A 22,083-nucleotide genomic window follows, 5' to 3' on the forward strand; every position below is an offset into this window, starting at 1 on the left:
TCCCCCGAAGGGCCGGTACCGGAGAACTCCGGTGCCGGCCCTTCGGCTTTGGTCACGTAGAATTGAGGCACTATGGCGAAATCCCCTGATTCCAGCAACTCCACTCCGGCTGCCTCCGGCGAGCCGAAGCGTGGCCTCTTCTCCCGCAAGCCGAAAGAAGCGAAGGTCAAGAAGCCCAACCGGCTCAAGCAGATCGGCGAAGTCTTTAACATGACCCGCCGTCATGACCCCATGGTCCCATGGCTGATGCTGCTGGTCTTCCTCGGTGTCGTGGCTGTCAGCTTCCTGGTGGGATTCTGGCTGGAGAACTGGATCACTGGCCTGATCATCGGCATCCCGCTGGGCCTGCTGGGTGCCACGCTGATCCTGTCGCGCCGTGCCGAGCGCGCCGCCTTCGCCCAGATCGAAAACCAGCCGGGCGCCTCCGGCGCTGCCTTGGGGACGCTCCGCCGGGGATGGGTCACCGAGGAACAGCCCGTTGCCGTCAACCCCCGCACGCAGGACGCCGTATTCCGCGCCATCGGCCGTCCCGGCGTCGTGCTTGTCAGCGAAGGACCCAGCCATCGCGTCAAGCCGCTGCTGGACGCAGAACGCAAGCGGCTCGCACGTATCCTGCCCAACGTCACCGTCCACGTGATTGAAAGCGGGCGCGGCGAGGGCCAGGTGCCCATCAGCCAGGTGGCCAAGAAGATGGGCAAGCTGAAGAACGAACTGACCAAGCTCGAGGTCAATGCCGTGTCCAAGCGGATCGCTTCGCTGGGCAACCGGCTCCCCATTCCCAAAGGCATCGACCCCTACAAAGCCCGCCCCAACCGCGGACGCTAGGCCAAGCGCCCCGGTATCCGGCTACCTGCCGGTACCGGGGCTTTTTAGTGCACCAACACCGCCAGGAGGACAGGACAGCGTGAACCACAACATCCTGACGCAGGACCAGACGGACGTTCATCAAGTCAACGGGGACCGGATGGGCGAGGACAATCCAACCCCCGGCCCGCCCGTGGGCGCCGTTAAAGCCCTGGTGCTCCGGGCCTTCCGGATTCTCGCCGTCGCTGAAGCCTTCAGCTGGGCGGCGCTCCTGGCCGGCATGTATTTCAAGTGGATTGCGGGCACCACGGAAATTGGCGTCCAGGTGGCCGGGCCCGTCCACGGAGCTTTGTTCGTTGGCTACGGAATCACAGTGCTGGCGCTCTGGCGGCTCCAGCGCTGGCCCTTCGTGGTGGCGGTCTTCGCCGGAATTTCCGCCGTCTTCCCCTTTGCCACGCTCTGGTTCGAGCGCTGGGCCGGCAAGCGGGGACACCTTTCCGCCGCCGCATCCGAGGCCGCAGCTGCCCAGGAAGCCAGCCGGGTCTGAAGCACCGGTTCCTACCGGCGCAGCAGCAGCGTATCCATCGCCTTGTCGTGGAGGCCGCGATGGTCCGGGTCGAAAATGACGGCGGGGACCACCAGGCAGAGCAACAGCGACCTCACGAGGGCCGCCAGCGGTCCCGGCGCTCCGCCCCCGGCCCGCACCACATGAACGCCCGTGACACGGTGGCCGATGCTGTAGCCGAGCGTGCCCACCAGGAGGATCTGCTCGACGGCGAAGACCGCCAGCGTTGCCCAGGCGTCGCCGCCGAACGCGAAGTTGCTGATCAGCAGCGCGATGCCCCAGTCGATCATGATGGCAAGGATCCGGCGGCCTGCCCGGGCGATGGAACCGGGCCCGGCCTCGGGCAGTCCAAGGCGCTCACCCGGATATTTGGAAATGCCGGAGGTGTCGGGGCCGGTGAGCCAGGAACCGAGGTCTTTGCGATCTACCACCGTCCAAGTTTAGCCGGGTTCACCCGCCCACATTGTGGAAGCGGTTAGACCACAGTGTGGACGGCAGATAGCGTTGCCATAACAGGGCATTCTGTAACCTGCCCGAAACAATGCGGACACGGACGGGAAATGCCCCATCCATAGGCTGTTAGCAGTTTCAAGCGAATCCCCCGGCAGGGTGCACATCAGCAGGGAAACCCAGTGGTCTCCCTGCCTTTGGATTGCGTTGGATCAGATGGCTGTCACGCCAGATATTTACATATGCGTTAGGAGCATAGATGTTCAAGACTGCGGACGAAGTCCTCAAGTTCATCAAGGACGAAGATATTAAGTTCGTCGATATCCGCTTCACCGATCTCCCGGGTGTCCAGCAGCACTTCAACGTGCCGGCAAAGAGCGTTGACGCTGACTTCTTCATCAACGGCCAGCTCTTCGACGGATCCTCCATCCGCGGCTTCCAGGGCATCGCCGAGTCCGACATGCAGCTGATCCCGGACGTCACCACCGCGTTCCTGGACACCTTCCGCATGGAAAAGACCCTTGCGCTGAACTTCTCCATCGTCAACCCCCGCACGGGCGACCCGTACCACCGCGACCCCCGTGGCGTGGCTGAGAAGGCCGAAGCGTACCTTGCCTCCACCGGCATCGCAGACACCGCATTCTTCGCTCCCGAAGCAGAGTTCTTCGTGTTCGACAACGTCCAGTACCAGTCCTCACCGCAGGGCAGCTTCTACAAGATCGATTCCGAGGAAGCACACTGGAACACCGGCCGCGAGGAAGAGGGCGGAAACCTCGGCTACAAGACCCCCGTCAAGGGCGGTTACTTCCCGGTTTCCCCCACTGACAAGCAGGCTGACCTGCGCGACGCCATGTGTGTTGCCCTGGACGAAGCCGGCCTCGAGGTCGAGCGCAGCCACCACGAAGTTGGATCCGCCGGCCAGGCCGAGATCAACTACAAGTTCACCACCCTGACGCACGCTGCCGATGACCTGCAGAAGTTCAAGTACGTCATCAAGAACACCGCAGATGCCTGGGGCAAGTCCGTCACCTTCATGCCGAAGCCGGTGTTTGGCGACAACGGCTCGGGCATGCACTGCCACCAGTCGCTGTGGAGCAACGGCGACCCGCTGTTCTACGACGAGAAGGGCTACGCCGGCCTGTCCGACACCGCCCGCTGGTACATCGGTGGCCTGCTCAAGCACGCCGACGCCGTCCTGGCCTTCACCAACCCGACGGTGAACTCCTACCGCCGCCTGGTCAAGGGCTTCGAAGCCCCGGTTAACATGGTCTACTCGCAGGGCAACCGCTCCGCCGGTATCCGTATCCCCATCACGGGCACCAACCCCAAGGCCAAGCGCATCGAGTTCCGCGCACCGGACCCCTCCTCCAACCCCTACCTGGCCTTCGCTGCCCAGCTGATGGCCGGCATCGACGGCATCCGCAACCGCATCGAACCGCCGGCACCGATCGACAAGGACCTCTACGAGCTCCCCGCAGAAGAAGCCAAGGACATCCCCAAGGCTCCGGGCACGCTTGAGGAAGCCCTGGAGGCCCTGGCCGAGGACAACGAGTTCCTGCAGGCCGGCGGCGTCTTCACCCAGGACCTGATCGACACCTGGATCGAGTACAAGTACGAGAACGAGATCCGCCCGCTGTCGCTGCGCCCGAACCCCTACGAGTTCGAGCTCTACTACGGCGTCTAGCTAGAATCCGCGGCTGAATCGGCATTAGTCCGCACACAGTCCGCAAGAATTCAGTTACAACTAAGGCCGGTCCCAAGTTTGAACTGGTCCCCGAAAGTTGGACTCGCAAATGCGATGTTTCCAACTTTAGTGCCAAGCGATCGGCTCTTCTCAGAAGGCTCCGTCCCAGATGGGACGGAGCCTTCTCCGCGTCAGGTACGTGCCAGCCGTCAACAGCCGCTACGGCAAGGCATTGATCGGCGCCATTGTCGTGTGTGTCTATGGGCCTTCGTGCGCCTTTGCATTACCCGTTCCCCTCCTGGTGGATCGGCGCAACATCACGAAGTTGCCCACCGCCAGCACGAGAGACATCACGACCAGGACTGCATACAGGATTTGAGCATCGCGACCCTGCTGCGCTTGAATGAACATCACAATCCAGAGCAAAGTCATCGCGCTCCACCCAATGGCTTGGATCAGAAGGAGCCGCGGTCCTGGCATCTCAGGCTTTCTCCCGGGCTCGGTCAAGCCCATCGAGTCCGTCATTCGCAACCACGCGTTACGGCGTCTACCGCCTGTCATGGCCCAACCCTAGCTGTCTCCCGCGAAGTTGGGAACGTACTTGCATGAGCACGGACGGCGTCAGCAAGGGACTTTTCTGAGAAGGCTCCGTCCCATTCTGGGATGGAGCCTTCGTCGTGTAGAGGTGGCGGCAGAACTCTCTTCAAGGACGCTGCTTTCAAGACTTCACTGCTGAACCTGTTATCTCTGCGCTTCTAGTCAGGTACGCTGCGTTTCCTCCCGCGGATAGATCCCGACTGCCTTCAGTCCCATTGCAGAACCTGCGACTTCAAGCACGCCCGTTTCCGTCTTCACATACACCACGGTGTGGTCCCGACGGCCTTGACCGAGATACCAAGGTGCAGTCGCTGGGGCCCTCAGTCCTCCTGTCAATGGTTCGATGTTTGTCAGAGTCAGGGTGTCGCCAACTGCTGTTCCAGTGAAAGCTGCCGTGGGTTGAAAGATAAGGGCGCCGCCCTTCACCGTTGCGTATCCGGTAATCCACCCGCGTTTATCCGCGGGGGCCGGCGGGGAATAGCCAGCGGGCAGCGACCTAGGGCCTGGCCGAAGGCTGCATTCAACGATGCCCTTCTCAACGTTTTGGGCGACTCTCCGCTTCTTCAGCGCGCTGACGAGTAAACCCATCACAAGATAGACCACGAATGTGGCCGGGAATAGAGCCGAGAGATACAGTGCAGACGTGAGCAATGCCTGCCATGGGACTGTCACTACGAGAACGATCAACAGACTGACGAAGATTCCAGCCAAGTCGTAGGTTTTTTCCAGTGTTGGTATCCCCCATGGTGAAAGTACATTGGGCCAACAAGACCGGTTAAGTTTCCCAACACTGAGTGCCTCATTTGCAGCAAACTAAACTGGCCGGTAACTTTTGACGAGGCGACTTTCCATTTTCCCCCATCTGGGAGGACGCCAAAGAGAGGCTCCGTGGCGACCCCCAATGTCACGGGGCCTCTCCTATCGATTGGGGCTACCCATCGCTCAAGTACTCGGCGATCTCACCGGCGGCTACCCTGTCAGCCGTCACGCTGTATGCCTGACTGATGTAGTCCTCCAGATCCTGCACTCCTACCCGCCACAGGCCCCGGCCGCCGACCTGTATCCCGCGCAGCTCGCCTGTCTTCAGGAGTCCGCGCACCGGGCGCAGACCGACGTTCAATTCCTCCGCCACCTGCTCCGCGGTCAGGAAACGCCGTTTCGGCTCGTCAGCCACGGCTACTTTTCCGTCCGGATGTGCTGGAGCTCCCAGCCTTCGGGCATTTTGCCGGTCGAGGGCCTGCCTGCCTTCCTCGTAGGAGGAGGCTTGGACCTCAATGGTCTGCAGTTCTTTGGAGCGGATCTGGCCGATGATTTTCACTGCTCCACGATAGCGCCCGCCCACTTCGATGGGCGGGCGCTATCGGTGGTTAAGTGGTGTGGCGGCGGACCGAACAGTTGATGAGTTTCATGGACATTCGTAGACTGCCGCCTCCGGTGCTGCCGGCTCTGTTCCATTGAGCGCCCAGGCCCAAACATATGCGAGGGCGTCGACGTCGCACTGTGAGATTGGGACGTTGGCAGAATCATCACTGGTCCACCCGTAGCCCATGAGGTCGGTGGACTCATACAGGTTCGTGGCGTGCCCTAACCCAAGGGCGTGGCCAATCTCGTGCAGCGCAACGAGGTACGTGTACGAAGCAGGTGCTACTGGATCGAGAGTGGTAAACACGCCGCGGGGCCCAATGTATTTCACCGTGAGGTTACAGCCGGAGGGGTTGCACACCGCCACACCATCATGGTGGAAACCCCCAGCGTTGGGAACGAGGTGAACCACAATATCCGTTTGAGCACGCTTACCCGGTACGACCGGTACGTAAGTGAGGGTCACTTCGCCTGCAAGGCAGTCCTCAAGTGTTTGCTGCCAAGTCTCGATAGCCTGCTCGACGGCATCAAACTGGGCCGGATCAACATTGGGAGCAGTTGTGATACCTATGGTGAGCTCTGTCTTGCTCCACAAAAAGTCGTTGGGCTGGGGCAATACGTTGGCTACAATCTCGATAGCGTCCGCGTCAGAGGTGGGCCGACTGCAGGTAGCCCCCGCCCCGCTGGGGTCCTCCACCGCATGGGCTGGCGATGCCAGCGACAGAGTGACCAGCAGACCTCCAGTAAGAAGCGCTGCAAATAGCCTTTTCATGCCCATCATGCTTCCTCCTAAAAGATTGGATTTGTCAACGTCGAAATCTGGCAGTCAGCGGCTCCCAGACAGTCGGTGAATTTACTCTTCCGCATGGGATGGCGCTGGTACAGGCACAGCCCTACCCCTTTTTGAGGTAGGGCACTTTGGGTAGTTAGGTACGAGCACGCCGACCCGCAACCGGAACATGCCCCAGGGAGTGTCACGCGGTTCGAGCACCGCACCGAGCCGCACGTCATCGCAAAGGTCCCGCTGGCCGGCGGCGGCACCGTGGAGGTCCACGGCTACGCGACCTTCTACTCGAAGGAGTGGGTGGACGTCATTTGGACGGACGACAACTTCCAGCACAACGACTGCTGGGTCCCGGCCGCCGATGTCACGCGTCCTGGTGAGGGTGAGCGGCGGGGACGCTACGTCCAGTTCTAGACGATCGTAGAGTCGTCAGAGAAGGCAAGCGAGGCGTGAAGGGCTAAACCCACGTGTGCTCGCCTACTTAGAAACACCGCCATGCCAGGAACAGGCGCCACGCTTCCCGCCAGATTGAGACACCGTGCCGTCATTGCACATAGCGGTATACCCCGACGATCCCGACCCAGAGGGGCCCCCACCGGAACCATACAATCCGCTGCCTGAATAGCCTGAGCCCGAAGCGCCCGAACCATAAGACGCAATCGTTTCCTCGTCGCCTGCTAGTGAAAGGCCGGCAGCCGCCAGACGGCGCTGATATTCGGGAAGGTCCTCAACCATGGAGTCAGCGATAGCGTCAATGTCCGCATCGCTGTGTACGTAATCATCCGGGAAACACGAGAGAGCGAATATCAACCAAGCAGATCGCGCAAGGTGCTGCTGTGTAGCATCAGGCACCGCACTGACGTCTCCAATCGTGAAGTAGCCTTCTCCGCCGGTCTGCATGTCCTTGCAGATATCATCACGCAAAAGCTTGTAAGAGCTTCTGTCTAAGGACATCCCAGCGGCCCTGTAGTCGCTCTGGAGATTATCGAACATCAGATCATCAAGAATGCTGGTGGCAGTCGCTGCTGGCTTTACAGCAACTTTGGCAGGTGCAGGTGGCGGTGAACTCAGTGAAGGCGCAGGGACATACCTTGCCACATCGGGGTGCTCCACGCTCGAAACCACATTGGCAGAGGTAGAAGTGCCAGTGGTCGGCAGGGCGGCGCACCCCGACAAGAGTAAAGCCCCTGCCAGAGCGAGCGTAAGGCGTCGCCTCAAGATATTCCCCCAAACGATATAAGCAGTAGGCGCATGTTACCAGAAGGCATCTACGGAGGCACTGGGGTGACGAGCTAGATCTCAGATGTTTCGTCAGGGACTTCGCCGGCTGCTATCCGGTCGGCAGTGGCGCGGTAGGCCTTCTCGATGTAGTCCTCAAGATCCTTAGCAGGGATCCGCCACAAGCCGCGGCCCGCCCCATGTGGCTTCTCACTTCGCAGCCTGAAGCAGGCGGTGTCTGAGGGTGAACTCGTCGCACGTTACGCCAACACCGAAGCCGTCATACGGCACGAGGATTTGGCGGCATGGATCGGTCAACTTCCCACCAAGCCGACTGGCCATACAAGCCCGGTCAAAGGGGACCCAGCCAAGGAAGTAAAGCCAACGGCGAAGGATGCCAAGCCTGCAACTTCTCAACAAGGCAAAAGTCTTCCGTTACCACTCCCGAAACAGGACGGGGAATGGCTAACTCCCGAGGATCTTGCCAGGATGTGGCAGTTTTCGCCAGGTACGGTCGCAAACTGGAGAAATCAGGGCAAGGGCCCCGAGTACGTCCGCTTCGGTGGCGTCGTACGGTACAGCCCTGAAGCTGTGAAGGCTTGGGTCGAAAAGCAGCCAAGGGACTAAGTGCCATAGGAATGGCGCCTGACATTGGTATGCGTGCCCAGGTTCTCCTAGCTTAGTATCGGGCAACATGAACGCGGATTCGTCGCCCATCGACAAGCCCAAACTCGCCTATAACCTGGAAGAGTCCACCGAGGCCACACCTCGCTCAAAGGTCAGCCACCAGCCAGCCGCGTTACTAACCTCTCAGGGCAATACTATTAGCCGTTTGACTCGCCCAGCTTAGGGCCGAGCCACTGAATGGCTGTGGAAGGCTGGGGCGAGGCTACTCATGTAGCGAGTTTGCGGAGTGCTGCTGCGATGCGGTCTTTGTCGTATCCGCCGCGCCTGATGCCGGCTACGATCTGTGCGATTTCGTCTTGCTGGGCGGGTGAGAATCGGTAGAGTCTGCCGATTCGGTCGCAGGGCCATTCGCCAGTCTGCGCCTTGCGCCGTACCGTGTCGTCTCCGATCCGGTATTTCGCCGCCATCTCCTGGGTTGTGGCGTAGGACTCGGACGTACGGCTCATCAATCAAATCCCTCGTTCAGTCGGATGCAGCCAGTGGCTTAGGGGAACGTGCTCCACATTAGCTTTAGTCCGCAGAAAGTCCGCAAGAGGTCCGCAAACGGCCCGATTCGAACAATATCCCTCAACTACAAAAAGCCCGGAATCTAGAGAGTTTCATGGCCTTTCAGCATCGACCAATCACCGTGGTTTAGTTCGAGCTCTACTACGGCGTCTAGTCGGATCATGCGGGAAAGCGGGCATGATCCGCAGGCAGTCCGCAAAATCTTCATACGGAAAGGCCGGCCTCAAAAGTTAACCCTTTGAGGCCGGCCTTTCTGCTGCATAAAGCGGCTGCCCAATTCAACGCATGATTAAGAGCGGCCCTGGGTTACACGGCGTCAACCCGCCGGCTCTGCCAGTTCTTCATTGCCCAGAGTTGATGGCTGCACGGCGACCTTGGCGAACGCAGTTGGCAGTCCGGCCTCGGAAGAAGCGAGGATAATAGTGGTGCGCTCCGCTACGTCCGCGTTGCTTGTGTCCGCGTTGTACAGCGCATCCGCTTCACCCTTCAGCCCCTCGCCTTCAGCCGCATCCAAGGTCCGGCCATCCATGGACCACTTGTAGTCGTAGCTGTAGGTGGGCGCCCAGCCGTGGATGGCATCGGCAACACTGGAAAACGTGAACTGGCGCCCGTCTTCACTGAAGGCGCTCACCATGTACATATTGACGGGTAGCGTACCTTTGCGGTTGTCCACGTCCGCCACGAGATATGAAACGGGCTCCGCACCGACTTTGACCCTGTAGGCCTCGATTGCCGCCACAGCAGGGTCCGTCGCGGGTGTCGGCAGCGTGAAAGCAATATCGGCACCCGACGCTGTTGTGAGCTTGTACCGACCTCCGGGCACGGCAGCCGGTGTTGCCGTGGCCGGCGGTGAATCGGACTTTGTGCCCGCCGCTCCGGCCGTCGGGGCGTCTTGCACGGGTGCCGGCGCTGAACATGCTGCGAGCACCAGCGCAAGGGCCGGAAGGGCGATCCTGATCCGCTTCATAGTTACCCCAAAGGACGATTTGTAGTCCTCAGCATAAGGGCCGGAAGCGGAGTGCGGAAGTGCCTGGATGGCCGGGAGTTATTGTCCCCCGTCAAACCGCTGCGGAAGGTGGGAATCCGGCTCCAGACGTGCTGAGACCGGGAGCCGGACCCCCTGGCGGATGTTCCCCGAGACGAAGACTAAAGTAGCCTTCCCCCCAACAAGGTTTGAAGAACACCGCCAATCCACATGATCTGCCAATCCGGGACCGAGTGCAACGCCGCGCCGTATGGTTACGGCGGGTCACCGGCAGCAAACCCCCGGAACATCGTCCGTTGGGGGCCTGCCGCCCCGCCCACATATTGTCCCCGGTCTTCGAACCCGGCGCGACGGTAGGCGGCCAGGCCTCCGGGATTGGCTTCATTGACGGAGAGGACGACGCCGGCCTCCCCGGTCCCGTGCCGGCGGCTCAGCTTTTCCGCGGCCGCCACGGCGGCGGCAGCAGCGAGCGGACCATAGCCTTTGCCCTGCTGGCGCCTGTCGATGAGGAAACCGCGCAGCAGCCAGGCCGAGTCGTCGTCCGGCCATCCGGCAAGCCGGGCCGCCCCCGCCTGCAGCGTGAGTACCCCCACGGCCTGGCCATTGGATTCAATCACGTAGGGACGGCGCGACTCCTCAGCCAGCCCGGCCAGGACCATCCGCAGCGGATCGCCAACAAACTTGTCCTGCCCCGGTCCAAGTTCAAGTCCGGCCACTGCCTCCAGCTGGATGGCGCGGGCATCGTCGTCAAGGTCCTTGAGTGGGATGAGCCAGACACCCAGGCCCTGGCCGTTCAGGACTGCGGGCCGGTGGAACCTTCGTCCGCGGATTCGGCCGGCGGACCTGCCGGGTCCATCCAGAGGACCTCCCACAGGTGTCCGTCCGGGTCCTGGAAGCTGTGGTTGTACATAAAGCCGTAGTCCTGGGGGTCCTGTGACGCGGAGCCGCCGTTTGCCAGCGCAGTCCGTACTGCCTCGTCCACGGCTTCCCTGCTGTCCACGGAGTAGGCGATGATCGCCTCCGTCGTACCTTTGGTGCCGGCGATTTCCTTGGCGGTGAACGTTTTGAAGAACGCCTCCACCAGGAGCATCACATAGGCGTTCTCGTTAACGACCATGCATGTGGCATTCTCGTCCGTGAAGTCAGGGTTGAAGGTGAAGCCCAGGGCGGCAAAGAAGTCGACCGAGCGTTTCAGGTCCTGGACGGGCAGGTTAAGGAAGAGTTGGGTAGCCATCGGCCCAACCTAGCACCGGGCACTGACTGATGGCACCACTCCCCCGGCCGTGCCGGGACACATGCGACCGGCTACTGGCCGTAGAAAATCCGTTCAAAGACCGCGCGGGCCCGGCGGCTGACCCGCAGGTAGTCCTCTTCCAGTGCCGCGGCCTGGCCCGGTTCATAGCCGCACCAGCGTGCCACGGCCTCCAGGTCGCGCCGCGAGGACGGGAGCAGGTCTGAGGCCTTGCCGCTCCAGATGACGTTGGCAGACCTGATCCGGCTGGCCAGCCGCCAGGCCGCAGCAAGGAGGTCCGCGTCGTCCCGCACGAGCAGGCCCAGTTGGGTCGCGGCCTCGAGCGCCCCGATTGTGGAGGTGGTCCGCAGCTCCGGGTGTTTGCCCGCGTGCTGGAGCTGCAGCAGCTGGACCAGCCACTCGACATCGCTGAGGCCGCCGCGGCCCAGCTTGAGGTGCCGGGCAGGATCCGCGCCACGGGGCAGGCGTTCGGACTCCACCCGGGCTTTGATCCGCCTGATTTCACGCACATCCTGCTCGGACACAGATTCCGGGTAGCGGATGGGGTCGATGAGTTCCACGAAGTCCGCAGCCAGCGTGTCGTCCCCGGCGACGGGCCGGGCCCGCAGCAGTGCCTGCGCCTCCCAGACGAGTGACCAGCGCCGGTAGTACTCAGCGTAGGAATCCAGGGAGCGCACCATCGCCCCGTTTTTACCCTCGGGCCGCAGGTCCGCATCCACCTGCAGGACCCGTTCGGCCATGATGGCCGGCTTCAGCGGCTGGGTGAGGAGGCTGGAGACCTTGGCAACAATGCGCGACGCCTGCTCCTGCGCTTCACCCTCGGAGAATCCCGGGAGCGAGCGGTGGACGTAGATCACATCGGCGTCGGATCCGTAGCCGATCTCGCGGCCGCCCTGCCGGCCCATGGCAACTACCAGGACAGCGGTCTTCAACGGGCCGTTGGCCGACACGATTCCTTCGGCCACGCGCAGCGCACCCAGGACGGCTGCCCGGTCGGTGTCCGCCAATGCCGCCCCCACCTTGTCCTGGTCCAGCAGTCCCGCGGAGTCGGCGATGGCGATCCGCAGCGTCTCGCGCCGCCGGATCAGCCGGATCAGCCGCATGGCGCTTTCGGGATCCGCGTGGCGGGACATCTTGGAGGTGATCTCCTGCCACTGACCCTCGAAGCTGGCCGGCACCAGGTCCTTGTCATGGCCGAGCCACGCTACGGATTCCGGGGAGACTTCCAGCAGGTCCGCGATCAGCCGCGAGTTGGAGAGCACGTGGCATAAGCGTTCGGCCGCCGCTTTGGAGTCCCGGAGCATGCCCAAGTACCAGTGCGTGGTACCCAGGGCTTCGCTGACGCGGCGGAAGGCAAGGAGTCCGGCGTCGGGATCCACCCCTTCGGCCAGCCAGTCCAGCAGGATGGGCAGCAGCTGACGCTGCAGCGCGGCCCTGCGGCTGACACCGGCGGTGAGGGCCTCGATGTGGCGCATGGCCCCTTGCGGATCCCGGTAGCCGAGGGCGGCGAGCCGGCCCTGGGCGGCTTCGGGCGTCAGCTTGGCGTCCTCGGTGCTGAGCTTGGCTGCCGTGTTGAGCAGGGGCCGGTAAAAGATCCGTTCATGCAGCTCACGCACTGCGCGCTTGGTCTTCTGCCATGCGGCCAGCAGGGCGTCCGCGTGCGGGCGTTCATTCGAAAACGGGCCCAGCACTCCCTTGGCCAGCGCCCGCAGCGCTGGTTCACCCACGGGCATGAGGTGGGTCCTGCGCAGCTGGAAGAGCTGGATGCGGTGCTCCAGGAGCCGCAGGTACCGGTAGGCGTTGTCGAAAGCCGCCGCATCGGCCCGCCCGATGTAGCCGCCGGCGGACAAGGCGGCTATCGCCGACGTGGTGTCGCGCCGGCGGAGCGATTCGTCGGATTTTCCGTGCACCAGCTGCAGCAGCTGGACGGTGAATTCGACGTCGCGCAGTCCCCCGCGGCCCAGCTTGATCTGCCGCTGCTCCTCCGCGGGCGGAATGTGTTCGGTGACGCGCCGGCGCATGGCCTGGACGGATTCAACAAACCCGTCACGGCTGGCCGAGCTCCAGATCAGCGGAGTGATGGCTTCCTCGTACAGCCTGCCGAGGGCTGCGTCACCGGCGATGGTACGGGCCTTCAGCAGCGCCTGGAACTCCCAGCTCTGCGCCCAGCGCGCGTAGTACGTCTGGTGGGAGGCGAGGGTGCGGACCAGCGGCCCGGACTTGCCCTCAGGCCGGAGGTTCGCGTCCACCTCCCAGAGCCCGGGTTCCCGGGCTACCGATGAGATGGCCCGGGAGATTCCGCTGGCCAGCGCGGTGCCGATGGTGGCGGCCCGCGCGTCGTCCAGGCCGCCAGGGTCCACCACATAGATGACATCGACGTCGGAAATGTAGTTCAGCTCGCGGGCTCCGCATTTGCCCATGCCAATAACGGCCAGGCCGACGTCGGCGACGTCCCCGGCGCCGAACTGGCTGGCTGCCTCGGCACGCGAGACGGCGAGGGCAGCCTCGATGGCGGCGCCCGCCAGGTCGGCGAGCTCTCCGCCCACGGCCGGCATAAAGTCCAGGGGGTCGGCAGCGCACAGGTCCTTGACCGCCAGGTCCACGATTCCCCTGCGGTAAGCCGTCCGCAGGGCTGCGTAGGCGTCCGTCCCGGTGGCTGCGGCGACGGGCCGGGCGGCGCGCGGATCGGCGCCGACAGACTGCAGCAGTGAAGCGCGCAGCTCCCGCGGATCTGCCGGCATTGGCTCCGGGCTGGGCCGCACCTCAAAGGCGGACAGGTGTTCGGGGTGGCGGATAAGGAACTCCCCCAGCGCCTCCGATGCTCCCAGGACACGGTAGAGCGGTTCGCTGGTCTCGGGGTCGGCTTCCGCCAGCTCCCGCAGGGCCGGATGCTTTTCGATCAGGCGGACCAGGGACTGCAGGGCAGTGTCCGGGCTGGCCGCCATTTGGAGCCCCGCAAAGAGCCTGTCTTCGTCCAGTCCCTCGAGCTCGCGGGCAGCGAGGAACCGCGCGCCCTTTTCGAGATCGCTGAAACCGGCGGAAATCAGGCGCCGTGCGAGGCTCACCACCACTCCCTAGAGAATGCCCAGGTTGCGCTGCAGCTCGTAGGGCGTTACCTGAAGGCGGTAGTCCTGCCACTCGGCGCGCTTGTTGCGCAGGAAGTGTTCGAAGACCTGCTCGCCCAGGATCTGCGGCATCAGTTCGGAATCCTCCATGGAGCGGATGGCGTCATGCAGGCTCGCGGGGAGGGGATCGTGGCCCATGGCACGGCGCTCGGCCGAACTCAGCGACCAGACGTCGTCCTCGGCCGCCGCAGGCAGGTCGTAGCCCTCTTCGATGCCCTTGAGCCCGGCGCCCAGCAGGACAGCGTAGGCGAGGTACGGGTTGGCGGCCGAATCGATGCCGCGGTACTCAATCCGGGCGGACTGGCCCTTGCCCGGCTTGTACAGCGGGACGCGGACCAGCGCGGAGCGGTTGTTGTGCCCCCAGCTCAGGTAGCTCGGAGCCTCGCCGCCGCCCCAGAGTCGCTTGTAGGAGTTCACGAACTGGTTGGTGACGGCCGTGAACTCGGGCGCGTGCTTGAGGATGCCGGCAATGAACTGGCGGGCAGTCTTGGACAGCTGGAACTCGGCGCCGGCTTCGTAGAAGGCGTTGGTGTCCCCTTCAAAGAGGGAGAAGTGGGTGTGCATGCCGGAGCCGGGGTGTGCGGTGAACGGCTTGGGCATGAACGTGGCGTAAGTCCCCTGCTGGAGCGCCACTTCCTTGATGACAGTACGGAACGTCATGATGTTGTCCGCTGTCTGCAGCGCATCGGCGTACCGGAGGTCAATCTCGTTCTGGCCGGGCCCGGCCTCGTGGTGGCTGAACTCCACCGAGATTCCCACCGATTCCAGCATGGTCACAGCGGTCCGGCGGAAATCCTGCGCTACGCCGCCGGGCACGTGGTCAAAATAGCCGCCCTCGTCCACGGGGACCGGAGCGCCGTCCGGGCCCGGTTCCTGGGACTTGAGGAGGTAAAACTCGATCTCCGGGTGGGTGTAGCAGGTGAAGCCCATATCCGCGGCTTTGGCGAGGGTGCGCTTGAGGACGTTGCGCGGATCTGCGGCCGAGGGCTCCCCGTCCGGCGTGAGAATGTCGCAGAACATGCGGGAGGTCTGCTCGGTTTCGCCGCGCCACGGCAGGATCTGGAAGGTGGACGGGTCCGGCTGCGCCAGCATGTCGGATTCAAAGACGCGGGCGAGGCCCTCAATGGCTGAACCATCGAAGCCCAGGCCTTCCTCGAAGGCGCCCTCAACTTCGGCGGGCGCCAGGGCCACGGACTTGAGTGAACCCACGACGTCGGTGAACCACAGGCGCACGAAACGTACGTCGCGCTCTTCGATTGTGCGCAGGACAAACTCTTGCTGGCGGTCCATGATGGCCTCTTCTGTCGGTCAACGTCCATGCCCCGGTCCGTAGAGGAGGAAGCCGGAAAGCAGTTCACCAACACTGTACTAAGCAATTGGCGGCGATGTTGGAGCCCGCAGGCCGTGTAACACAGCATTAACACTCCGGGGCGGTGAAGGGCACCAGCCGCAGCGCCGGGTCCGTGCCGCCCCGCCCCCGTTCATATGACGCGAATCACCCGGAAGGAAGTCGCCGCCGCTGGCTAGGACTGTGGATACGGCACTACGCTCATGCCATGGCCACAAGCAACAGCTCCGACTCAAGCGTGCCCGCCGACGTTCCCGCCCCGTACGGCAACGGGCCCGGGCAGGGCGCCCCGGCCGGCTCCGGCCGAAAGCCCGCAAAGGTCCGCGTCCACCACCTCCAGCAGGCCAAGGATGACGGCACCAAGTTCGCGATGCTGACTGCCTACGAGCAGTACACCGCAGAAATCTTCGACGCCGCCGGCATCGAGGTGCTCCTGGTGGGAGACTCGGCCTCCAACAATGTCTACGGCAACGAAACCAGCCTTCCGGTCACCGTGGACGAACTGCTTCCGCTGTGCCGGGCTGTGGCACGTTCCGCCAAGCGCGCACTTGTGGTGGCCGACCTGCCGTTCGGCAGCTACGAGGTCTCGCCTGAGCAGGCGGTGGCCGCCGGTGTGAGGTTCCTGAAGGAGGGCCTGGCACACGCGGTCAAGATCGAGGGCGGGAAGTACTACGCTCCCACTGTCCGGGCAATGGTTCAGGCCGGAATCCCCGTGATGGCCCACATCGGTTTCACCCCGCAGAGCGAGCACGCGCTGGGCGGGTACCGCGTCCAGGGCCGCGGCGACGATGCCCAAAGGTTGATTGACGACGCCGTCGCACTGGCTGAGGCGGGCGCCTTCAGCGTGCTGATGGAAATGGTCCCCGCGGAGACAGCGGCCGCGGTGGACGCGGCCGTCAGCGTTCCCACCGTCGGCATCGGCGCCGGCAAGGAAACCACCGGCCAGGTCCTCGTGTGGCAGGACATGGCGGGCCTGCGCGGCGGCAGGATGGCCAAGTTCGTCAAACAGTACGCGGACCTTCGCACCACGCTTCTTGACGCCGCCGCAGCCTACGGTGAGGATGTCCGGTCAGGCCAGTTCCCGGGCCCGGAGCACACTTTCTGAACAACCAGCCGGCCGAGAGAAGCCGGCCGGCACCCGGCCGTCAGTCGTCGTCGTCCTGCTTTTCCCACGCCTCATTGCGCGCGCGGACCTTTTCCAGGGCGTGCTCAGCCTCTTTCCTGGTCTTGTACGGGCCGATCAGCTGGCTCCAGTCCGACAGCCGGTCCTCCTCAACCTCGTGGGTCTTGATGTTGTACCAGTACTCAGTCATCGCTGTTCCCCGTTCCGCCGGCCGGGAAGCTGCGGCGTGACGCGCGTAACTTAAACTCTTACGCGGCACAGACGCGGCTCCCGGTTGTTAGGCCTTCTGTGGTGCCTTATATGATCAATCTATGCCTTCCCTTGCCTCCACTGCACCCATCGGCACCCTCACCCAGGGAACCGTTGGTCCGCAGCGTCCAGTACCGGCGTCCATCCCCCGTCCGGAGTATGTCGGCAAGCCGGCACCTGCCAAGTTCACCGGCTCGGAGGTCAAATCCGCCGAAACGATCGAGAAGATCCGCGTTGCCGCCAGGATCGCCGCGCAGGCCATCGTCGAGGTGGGCAAACACATCGAGCCCGGCGTCACCACGGACCAGCTGGACAAGGTGGGCCACGAATTCCTCCTTGACCACCACGCCTACCCCTCCACGCTGGGGTACCGGGGGTTCCCCAAGTCCTTGTGCTCGTCGTTGAACGAGGTCATTTGCCACGGGATCCCGGATACAACGGTGGTCCAGGACGGCGACATCATCAATATCGACATCACGGCCTACATCGGTGGCGTCCACGGCGACACCAACTACACCTTCACCGTGGGCGATGTTGACGAGGAATCACGACTCCTGGTGGAACGGACGCAGGAATCCCTGAACCGGGCCATCAAGGCCGTTGCGCCCGGCCGCGAAATCAACGTGATCGGCCGCGCCATCCAGTCCTACGCCAAGCGGTTCGGCTACGGCGTGGTCCGGGACTTCACCGGGCACGGCGTTGGCGAAGCGTTCCACACCGGGCTAATCATCCCGCACTACGATGCCGCCCCCGCCTACAACACCGTGATTGAGGCCGGCATGGTGTTCACCATTGAACCGATGCTCACCCTGGGAACAGTGGAGTGGGAGATGTGGGCCGATGACTGGACCGTTGTGACCCGGGACCGCAAGCGCACCGCGCAGTTTGAGCACACCCTGCTGGTCACGGATACAGGCGCAGAAATCCTCACCCTGCCCTGACCGGCTGCACCACCCGGCGGCCGGCCCTTGCTTTGCTGCCGCTGCGTCTGCCGCTGACAGACCCAACCACCCGCTGCTGGATCAGCAGCCACCGCTGACTTAGCAACAACCGGGCCGGCTGCCCGCCGCCCCTTCCCTGCCCGCCCCTGCCACGAACGGAAACCCATTGGCCAACAAGGACGAGAAGTCGCACAAAAAAGCCCCGCTGATCGGCATCGATATCGGAGGCACGGGAATCAAGGGCGGCATTGTCGACCTGAAGAAGGGCAAGCTCCTCGGCGACCGGTTCCGCGTACCCACGCCGCAGCCCGCCACCCCCGAGGCAGTGGCCGAGGCCGTGGCGCTGGTGGTTTCCGAGCTCTCCGCCCGTCCGGAAGCACCCGCCGCGGGCTCCCCCGTGGGTGTGACCTTCCCGGGCATCATCCAGCACGGCGTGGTGCACTCCGCCGCCAACGTTGACAAAAGCTGGCTTAACACGGACATCGATGCCCTCCTGACCGCGCGCCTGGGCCGGCCGGTAGAGGTCATCAACGACGCCGACGCCGCCGGGCTCGCCGAAGCACGGTACGGCGCGGGCGCAGGGGTGGCGGGCACGGTCCTGGTGATCACGCTGGGCACCGGCATCGGCTCGGCCTTCATCTTCGACGGCAAGCTGGTGCCGAACGCCGAACTGGGCCACCTGGAGATCGACGGCCACGACGCCGAGACCAAGGCCTCCGCTGTGGCCCGAGAACGCGACGGCCTGTCCTGGGACGAATACAGCGTCCTGCTGCAGCGCTACTTCTCCCACGTCGAGTTCCTGTTCTCCCCCGAACTGTTCATCGTGGGCGGCGGCATCTCCAAGCGGGCCGACGAATATCTGCCCAACCTCAAGCTCCGCACGCCAATCGTCCCGGCGGTTCTTCGCAACGAGGCCGGCATCGTGGGCGCCGCCATCGAGATCGCCCTGAAGCACAAGCTCGCCAAATAGAGGACGTCCAGTAGAAGCAGAATGCCCCTTCCGTTCGGAAGGGGCATTCTTTGCATGCAGTGTGTGCCGGTGGTGGCTGCGGCTTCCCCTCCGCTGCCACCACCGGAGATCAGGGTGCGCCCTACAGAGGGCTTTTTTCCGAGGTTTTGGTGCCCTTGGCGGTGATGCCCTTGGCGTCGTCTTCGGCTTCCTGGCGGAGCAGGGCAATGGCCGTTTCAAAGTCTTCAAGGGATTCAAAGGCCTGGTACACGCTGGCGAACCGGAGATAGGCCACTTTGTCCAGCTTCTGCAGCGGCCCGAGGATCACCAGGCCCACCTCGTGAGCGTCGATTTCGGCCGCACCGGAGGAGCGGATCTGCTCTTCGACTTCCTGGGCCAGCAGGGCGAGATCGTCTTCGCTGACCGGCCGCCCCTGGCAGGCCTTGCGGACGCCGTTGATCACCTTGCTGCGGCTGAAGGGTTCCCCCACGCCGGACCGCTTGATCACCGACAGGCTGGTGGTTTCCACAGTGGTGAACCTGCGCCCGCACTCAGGGCACTGGCGGCGGCGGCGAATGGCCGAGCCATCGTCCGCCATGCGGCTGTCCACGACCCGGGAATCGGGGTTGCGGCAGAACGGACAGTACATGGCGTCCCTTCTTTGGCTCCGTGACAGTGTCAGGTTGCAGCGTGCAGTATGAAGTGGCAGGTCCCGGGGCCCACAGAGGCCCTGCTGCGCCTTCAATTCTATGTCCCGGCATACGCTAATAACAAGCGTGTAACTACTACATCTTGTGGTGGGCAGTACTAGATATCGTCAGGCCCGCCGACAGGCTGGCCGGCGAAGCGGGCCGTGACAGCTTCCCCGTGCGCGGGCAGGTCTTCCGCGCCGGACAGGCTCACGATGTGCCGGCTGACCTCCGCCAGCGCCTCACGGCTGTAGTTCACCACCTGGATTGCGCGCAGGAAGGTGGTGACGTTCAGTCCGGAAGAAAAGGCTGCTGTACCGCTGGTGGGCAGCACGTGGTTGGACCCCGCGCAGTAGTCCCCCAAGCTCACCGGACTGTAGTCGCCAACAAAAATGGCCCCGGCGTTTCGGATCCTCGCGGCCACGGCGGCTGCATCCCGGGTCATGATCTCCAGGTGCTCAGCAGCGTACGCGTCGCAGGCTGCGATGCCCTGGTCCAAATCCTCCACAAGGACAACCCCTGACTGGGGGCCGGAGAGGGCTTCGCGGACCCGGGCCGAGTGCTTGGTGGCCGCCGCTTGAAGCTCCAGCTCAGCGCGTACGGCTCCGGCAAGGGCCTCCGAGTCGGTAATCAGCACCGATGCTGCCTTGGGATCATGCTCGGCCTGGCTGATGAGGTCGGCCGCCACCAGCGCAGGCTGGGCGGAGGAGTCGGCTAGGATGGCGATCTCCGTGGTCCCTGCCTCGGAGTCGATTCCCACCACGCCCTTCACCAGGCGTTTGGCGGTGGCCACGAAGATGTTGCCCGGTCCGGTGACCACGTCCACGGGCTCCAGCGCAGGACCGGCTTCCGTTGCGGACACCCCGTAGGCGAACGCGGCTATCGCCTGCGCTCCGCCAATGGCGTACACCTCGGTAATGCCGAGCAGAGCTGCGGCGGCAAGGATGGTGGGGTGCGGAAGCCCGCCGAACTCCTTCTGCGGAGGTGAGGCCAGGGCGATGGACTGCACCCCGGCGGCCAGGGCCGGCACCACGTTCATGATCACGGACGAGGGGTAGACGGCCAGGCCGCCGGGAACGTAGAGACCCACCCTGGCCACCGGCACCCACTTCTGGCTGACCAGGGCTCCGTCGCCGAGTTGTACGTCAATGTTGCGGGGACGCTGGCCGTCCGCAAAACGGCGTGCCCGGCTGATGGATTCTTCCAGCGCCCGCCGAACGGCCGGGTCCAGCTGCCCCAGGGCATCCGCGAGGGCCTCCTGCGGGACCAGCGGGTGGTCCTGTTCGGCGCCGTCAAAGCGCAGGGCCAGCTCGGCCAGGGCATCGAAGCCCCGCTGCCGGACAGCCGAAATGATGTCGAGGACCTTTTCTTCAGCGTCGGCCACAGTCTGTCCCTGGGCGCGGGGCACGGCGGCCCGGAGCCCCGCGAGGGTCAGGTTCCGGCCCCGGAGGTCAACGGTGCGGAAGCTCACGGCGGCAGCGGCAGGGGTGGCGGGAAACTCCGAAGAAATGGTCACCGCACTATTTTACGGGCCCAGCCGCAGCGTGCCGCGCCCCTCCGGGCCGCCGTCGTCCTTCTTGCCCAGGAGGTGCATCAGCTCCAGCACAAAAACGGACACCGCGGTGGCGGCTGGCCACAGCAGCAGCACCGGCAAAGCCCGCAACGAAAAAGCGATACTCGCATTGGCGGTGGCATCGACGGCCGGCCCAAACAGCCGGGCGGTCAACACGCCCGCCTGCCACGCCAGGAGTGCGCCGCACAGCCCGCCGGCGAGGCCCATCAGGAGGCTTAACTGCGGATCCTGGCGCTTTTTGTCCGTCAGGAACACCGCCAGCAGGCACCCTGCGAAGACCAGGAGCCCGGCCAGCGTCAAGTCCCTGGGCAGCCAGACCTGCGGGTGGGCGCCATCGCCGAGTGCGGGGTCCCGGGTGATGAGGTTGAGGCCTCCCGGTGCCAGCAGCCACCAGAGAATCCCTGCCGGCACGCCGGCCGCCGCCGGCAGCACGAACATGGCCCAGGGCAGGCGCGGGCGTGCGCGTGCGGTCGGATCTGTCATGCAACAAACCTTAACAGTTGTTCCGGCAGCTTAACTCCCTGACGTGGGGCTTCAAGAGATTCCCCGCCGGCCCGGCAGGACCCATACAGTTGAAGGAGAGCACACAGCCATCCACTATCAGGAGTTTGACGTGACCGAAAACGAGGCGCCCTTCGAACGGACGTTCAAGGAAATGTTCCGGCGCCATGCGGCCGGCGTCGCCATCATCACGGTCAACTACCAGGACCGCCCGTTCGGGTTTACCGCCACGTCCGTGGCATCCCTGTCCGCGCAGCCGCCGCGCTTCACTTTCAACATGGCACGCAGCTCCGGGTCCTGGCCGGCCGTGGCCAACACCACCTACATCGGGGTCCACATGCTCGGCCTCGAGAACCAGGCGCTGGCCGACCGTTTTGCCCGCGGCACCAACCGCTTCGAGGGCGACCACTGGGAGGTGGGGCCGCACGGCGTACCGGTGCTGAAGGACGTGGCCGGCTGGCTGATCGGCGAGGTGCAGATGCGCCTCTCGTTCGAGAACAACGCAGTGGTGGTGGTCCAGGTGGTTGACGGCCAGGTGGGCGGGGAAGGCTCGCCGCTCCTGTACCACGGCGGCGCGTACGGCCAGCCTGTGCCGCTGGACTACGAAATCTAGCTTCACCCAAGCGCCGGACGACGGCGGCACGTGGCGCCCGCCGTCGTCCAGCCTTTTCAGGCGTCCAACCTCTCGTC

23 protein-coding genes are annotated in these 22,083 nt (G+C 64.0%); 9 read left to right on the plus strand and 14 right to left on the minus strand.

The window, feature by feature from the left end; translation table 11 throughout:
• Positions 1–72: 72 nt before the first annotated feature.
• Positions 73–825, plus strand: a complete 753-nt coding sequence (locus QF047_RS12505) for a DUF4191 domain-containing protein (RefSeq protein ID WP_307277466.1) — start codon at positions 73–75, stop codon at positions 823–825.
• Positions 826–964: 139 nt separating this feature from the next.
• Positions 965–1,351, plus strand: a complete 387-nt coding sequence (locus QF047_RS12510; protein WP_307281926.1) for a DUF3817 domain-containing protein — start codon at positions 965–967, stop codon at positions 1,349–1,351.
• 11 nt (positions 1,352–1,362) lie between these two features.
• Here QF047_RS12510 and QF047_RS12515 read toward each other — a convergent pair whose 3' ends face one another.
• A complete protein-coding gene (locus tag QF047_RS12515) occupies positions 1,363–1,800 on the minus strand; it encodes an RDD family protein (RefSeq protein ID WP_307277467.1) in 438 nt (145 codons plus the stop codon).
• A gap of 278 nt (positions 1,801–2,078) precedes the next feature.
• Between QF047_RS12515 and glnA (QF047_RS12520) the strand changes: the two genes are divergently transcribed.
• A complete protein-coding gene (glnA, locus tag QF047_RS12520; protein ID WP_306633007.1) occupies positions 2,079–3,503 on the plus strand; it encodes a type I glutamate--ammonia ligase in 1,425 nt (474 codons plus the stop codon).
• Between the two features lie 258 nt (positions 3,504–3,761).
• Here glnA (QF047_RS12520) and QF047_RS12525 read toward each other — a convergent pair whose 3' ends face one another.
• The 3 genes from QF047_RS12525 to QF047_RS12535 form a co-directional block, all read right to left on the minus strand.
• On the minus strand, positions 3,762–3,935 hold the full coding sequence (locus QF047_RS12525) for a hypothetical protein (RefSeq protein WP_307277471.1): 174 nt from the start codon (positions 3,933–3,935) through the stop codon (positions 3,762–3,764).
• Positions 3,936–5,031: 1,096 nt separating this feature from the next.
• Positions 5,032–5,418: a helix-turn-helix domain-containing protein gene (locus QF047_RS12530; RefSeq protein ID WP_307277473.1), complete on the minus strand. Its 387-nt coding sequence runs from the start codon at positions 5,416–5,418 to the stop codon at positions 5,032–5,034.
• 87 nt (positions 5,419–5,505) lie between these two features.
• Positions 5,506–6,243: a matrixin family metalloprotease gene (locus tag QF047_RS12535; protein ID WP_307277475.1), complete on the minus strand. Its 738-nt coding sequence runs from the start codon at positions 6,241–6,243 to the stop codon at positions 5,506–5,508.
• Between the two features lie 261 nt (positions 6,244–6,504).
• On the opposite strand from QF047_RS12535, the gene QF047_RS12540 reads away from it, so the two are divergent.
• Positions 6,505–6,660 (plus strand): hypothetical protein, encoded by a 156-nt coding sequence (locus QF047_RS12540; protein ID WP_307277477.1) that lies wholly within the window; start codon positions 6,505–6,507, stop codon positions 6,658–6,660.
• A gap of 1,038 nt (positions 6,661–7,698) precedes the next feature.
• Positions 7,699–8,091 (plus strand): helix-turn-helix domain-containing protein, encoded by a 393-nt coding sequence (locus tag QF047_RS12545; RefSeq protein WP_307277480.1) that lies wholly within the window; start codon positions 7,699–7,701, stop codon positions 8,089–8,091.
• A 266-nt stretch (positions 8,092–8,357) separates the two neighbouring features.
• Here QF047_RS12545 and QF047_RS12550 read toward each other — a convergent pair whose 3' ends face one another.
• From QF047_RS12550 to glnA (QF047_RS12575), 6 genes are all read right to left on the minus strand, one after another.
• Positions 8,358–8,597 carry a hypothetical protein gene (locus QF047_RS12550; RefSeq protein ID WP_307277482.1) on the minus strand — a complete coding sequence of 80 codons (240 nt, stop codon included), beginning with the start codon at positions 8,595–8,597 and terminating at the stop codon, positions 8,358–8,360.
• 377 nt (positions 8,598–8,974) lie between these two features.
• A complete protein-coding gene (locus QF047_RS12555) occupies positions 8,975–9,625 on the minus strand; it encodes a hypothetical protein (protein WP_307277485.1) in 651 nt (216 codons plus the stop codon).
• A 272-nt stretch (positions 9,626–9,897) separates the two neighbouring features.
• On the minus strand, positions 9,898–10,440 hold the full coding sequence (locus QF047_RS12560; RefSeq protein WP_373427811.1) for a GNAT family N-acetyltransferase: 543 nt from the start codon (positions 10,438–10,440) through the stop codon (positions 9,898–9,900).
• Positions 10,437–10,877, minus strand: coding sequence for a VOC family protein (locus tag QF047_RS12565; protein WP_306633005.1), 441 nt, complete (start codon positions 10,875–10,877; stop codon positions 10,437–10,439). The genes QF047_RS12560 and QF047_RS12565 overlap by 4 nt, the downstream gene beginning before the upstream one ends.
• A 71-nt stretch (positions 10,878–10,948) precedes the next feature.
• Positions 10,949–13,960, minus strand: a complete 3,012-nt coding sequence (locus QF047_RS12570) for a bifunctional [glutamine synthetase] adenylyltransferase/[glutamine synthetase]-adenylyl-L-tyrosine phosphorylase (RefSeq protein WP_307277488.1) — start codon at positions 13,958–13,960, stop codon at positions 10,949–10,951.
• Between the two features lie 9 nt (positions 13,961–13,969).
• Positions 13,970–15,310, minus strand: coding sequence for a type I glutamate--ammonia ligase (gene glnA, locus QF047_RS12575; RefSeq protein WP_091421917.1), 1,341 nt, complete (start codon positions 15,308–15,310; stop codon positions 13,970–13,972).
• Positions 15,311–15,576: 266 nt separating this feature from the next.
• Here glnA (QF047_RS12575) and panB point away from each other — a divergent pair, with 266 nt between their 5' ends.
• A complete protein-coding gene (gene panB / locus QF047_RS12580) occupies positions 15,577–16,473 on the plus strand; it encodes a 3-methyl-2-oxobutanoate hydroxymethyltransferase (protein ID WP_306632999.1) in 897 nt (298 codons plus the stop codon).
• 40 nt (positions 16,474–16,513) lie between these two features.
• Here panB and QF047_RS12585 read toward each other — a convergent pair whose 3' ends face one another.
• The gene (locus tag QF047_RS12585; protein WP_142035603.1) at positions 16,514–16,681 is read right to left on the minus strand and encodes an SPOR domain-containing protein; all 168 of its coding nucleotides are present in this window, start codon (positions 16,679–16,681) and stop codon (positions 16,514–16,516) included.
• Between the two features lie 121 nt (positions 16,682–16,802).
• Here QF047_RS12585 and map point away from each other — a divergent pair, with 121 nt between their 5' ends.
• Both map and ppgK read left to right on the plus strand, forming a co-directional pair.
• Positions 16,803–17,681, plus strand: coding sequence for a type I methionyl aminopeptidase (gene map, locus QF047_RS12590; protein WP_306632998.1), 879 nt, complete (start codon positions 16,803–16,805; stop codon positions 17,679–17,681).
• Between the two features lie 166 nt (positions 17,682–17,847).
• Positions 17,848–18,651 carry a polyphosphate--glucose phosphotransferase gene (gene ppgK / locus QF047_RS12595; RefSeq protein ID WP_306632996.1) on the plus strand — a complete coding sequence of 268 codons (804 nt, stop codon included), beginning with the start codon at positions 17,848–17,850 and terminating at the stop codon, positions 18,649–18,651.
• A 121-nt stretch (positions 18,652–18,772) separates the two neighbouring features.
• Here the strand turns inward: ppgK and nrdR are convergent, their stop codons facing one another.
• The 3 genes from nrdR to QF047_RS12610 all read right to left on the minus strand — a co-directional run bounded on the left by nrdR (position 18,773) and on the right by QF047_RS12610 (position 21,375).
• On the minus strand, positions 18,773–19,279 hold the full coding sequence (gene nrdR, locus QF047_RS12600; protein ID WP_306632995.1) for a transcriptional regulator NrdR: 507 nt from the start codon (positions 19,277–19,279) through the stop codon (positions 18,773–18,775).
• A gap of 158 nt (positions 19,280–19,437) precedes the next feature.
• Entirely contained in the window at positions 19,438–20,835 is a 1,398-nt protein-coding gene (gene hisD, locus QF047_RS12605; protein WP_307277497.1) for a histidinol dehydrogenase, read from the minus strand.
• Positions 20,836–20,844: 9 nt separating this feature from the next.
• Positions 20,845–21,375 carry a hypothetical protein gene (locus QF047_RS12610; RefSeq protein WP_307277500.1) on the minus strand — a complete coding sequence of 177 codons (531 nt, stop codon included), beginning with the start codon at positions 21,373–21,375 and terminating at the stop codon, positions 20,845–20,847.
• 130 nt (positions 21,376–21,505) lie between these two features.
• Here QF047_RS12610 and QF047_RS12615 point away from each other — a divergent pair, with 130 nt between their 5' ends.
• Entirely contained in the window at positions 21,506–22,006 is a 501-nt protein-coding gene (locus tag QF047_RS12615) for a flavin reductase family protein (RefSeq protein WP_306632990.1), read from the plus strand.
• The last annotated feature ends 77 nt before the right edge of the window (positions 22,007–22,083 follow it).

Source organism: Arthrobacter sp. W4I7 (assembly GCF_030816215.1).
Taxonomy (GTDB): domain Bacteria; phylum Actinomycetota; class Actinomycetes; order Actinomycetales; family Micrococcaceae; genus Arthrobacter; species Arthrobacter siccitolerans_A.

What these genes read in the sequence shown, in the direction of transcription:
- QF047_RS12505 (WP_307277466.1), top strand. Translation starts at nt 73, where the DNA reads ATGGCGAAATCCCCTGATTCCAGCAACTCCACTCCGGCTGCCTCCGGC.
- QF047_RS12510 (WP_307281926.1), top strand. Translation starts at nt 965, where the DNA reads ATGGGCGAGGACAATCCAACCCCCGGCCCGCCCGTGGGCGCCGTTAAA.
- glnA (WP_306633007.1), top strand. Translation starts at nt 2,079, where the DNA reads ATGTTCAAGACTGCGGACGAAGTCCTCAAGTTCATCAAGGACGAAGAT.
- QF047_RS12525 (WP_307277471.1), bottom strand. Translation starts at nt 3,935, where the DNA reads ATGACTTTGCTCTGGATTGTGATGTTCATTCAAGCGCAGCAGGGTCGC.
- QF047_RS12535 (WP_307277475.1), bottom strand. Translation starts at nt 6,243, where the DNA reads ATGATGGGCATGAAAAGGCTATTTGCAGCGCTTCTTACTGGAGGTCTG.
- QF047_RS12550 (WP_307277482.1), bottom strand. Translation starts at nt 8,597, where the DNA reads ATGAGCCGTACGTCCGAGTCCTACGCCACAACCCAGGAGATGGCGGCG.
- QF047_RS12555 (WP_307277485.1), bottom strand. Translation starts at nt 9,625, where the DNA reads ATGAAGCGGATCAGGATCGCCCTTCCGGCCCTTGCGCTGGTGCTCGCA.
- QF047_RS12565 (WP_306633005.1), bottom strand. Translation starts at nt 10,877, where the DNA reads ATGGCTACCCAACTCTTCCTTAACCTGCCCGTCCAGGACCTGAAACGC.
- glnA (WP_091421917.1), bottom strand. Translation starts at nt 15,310, where the DNA reads ATGGACCGCCAGCAAGAGTTTGTCCTGCGCACAATCGAAGAGCGCGAC.
- panB (WP_306632999.1), top strand. Translation starts at nt 15,577, where the DNA reads ATGGCCACAAGCAACAGCTCCGACTCAAGCGTGCCCGCCGACGTTCCC.
- QF047_RS12585 (WP_142035603.1), bottom strand. Translation starts at nt 16,681, where the DNA reads ATGACTGAGTACTGGTACAACATCAAGACCCACGAGGTTGAGGAGGAC.
- map (WP_306632998.1), top strand. Translation starts at nt 16,803, where the DNA reads ATGCCTTCCCTTGCCTCCACTGCACCCATCGGCACCCTCACCCAGGGA.
- nrdR (WP_306632995.1), bottom strand. Translation starts at nt 19,279, where the DNA reads ATGTACTGTCCGTTCTGCCGCAACCCCGATTCCCGGGTCGTGGACAGC.
- QF047_RS12610 (WP_307277500.1), bottom strand. Translation starts at nt 21,375, where the DNA reads ATGACAGATCCGACCGCACGCGCACGCCCGCGCCTGCCCTGGGCCATG.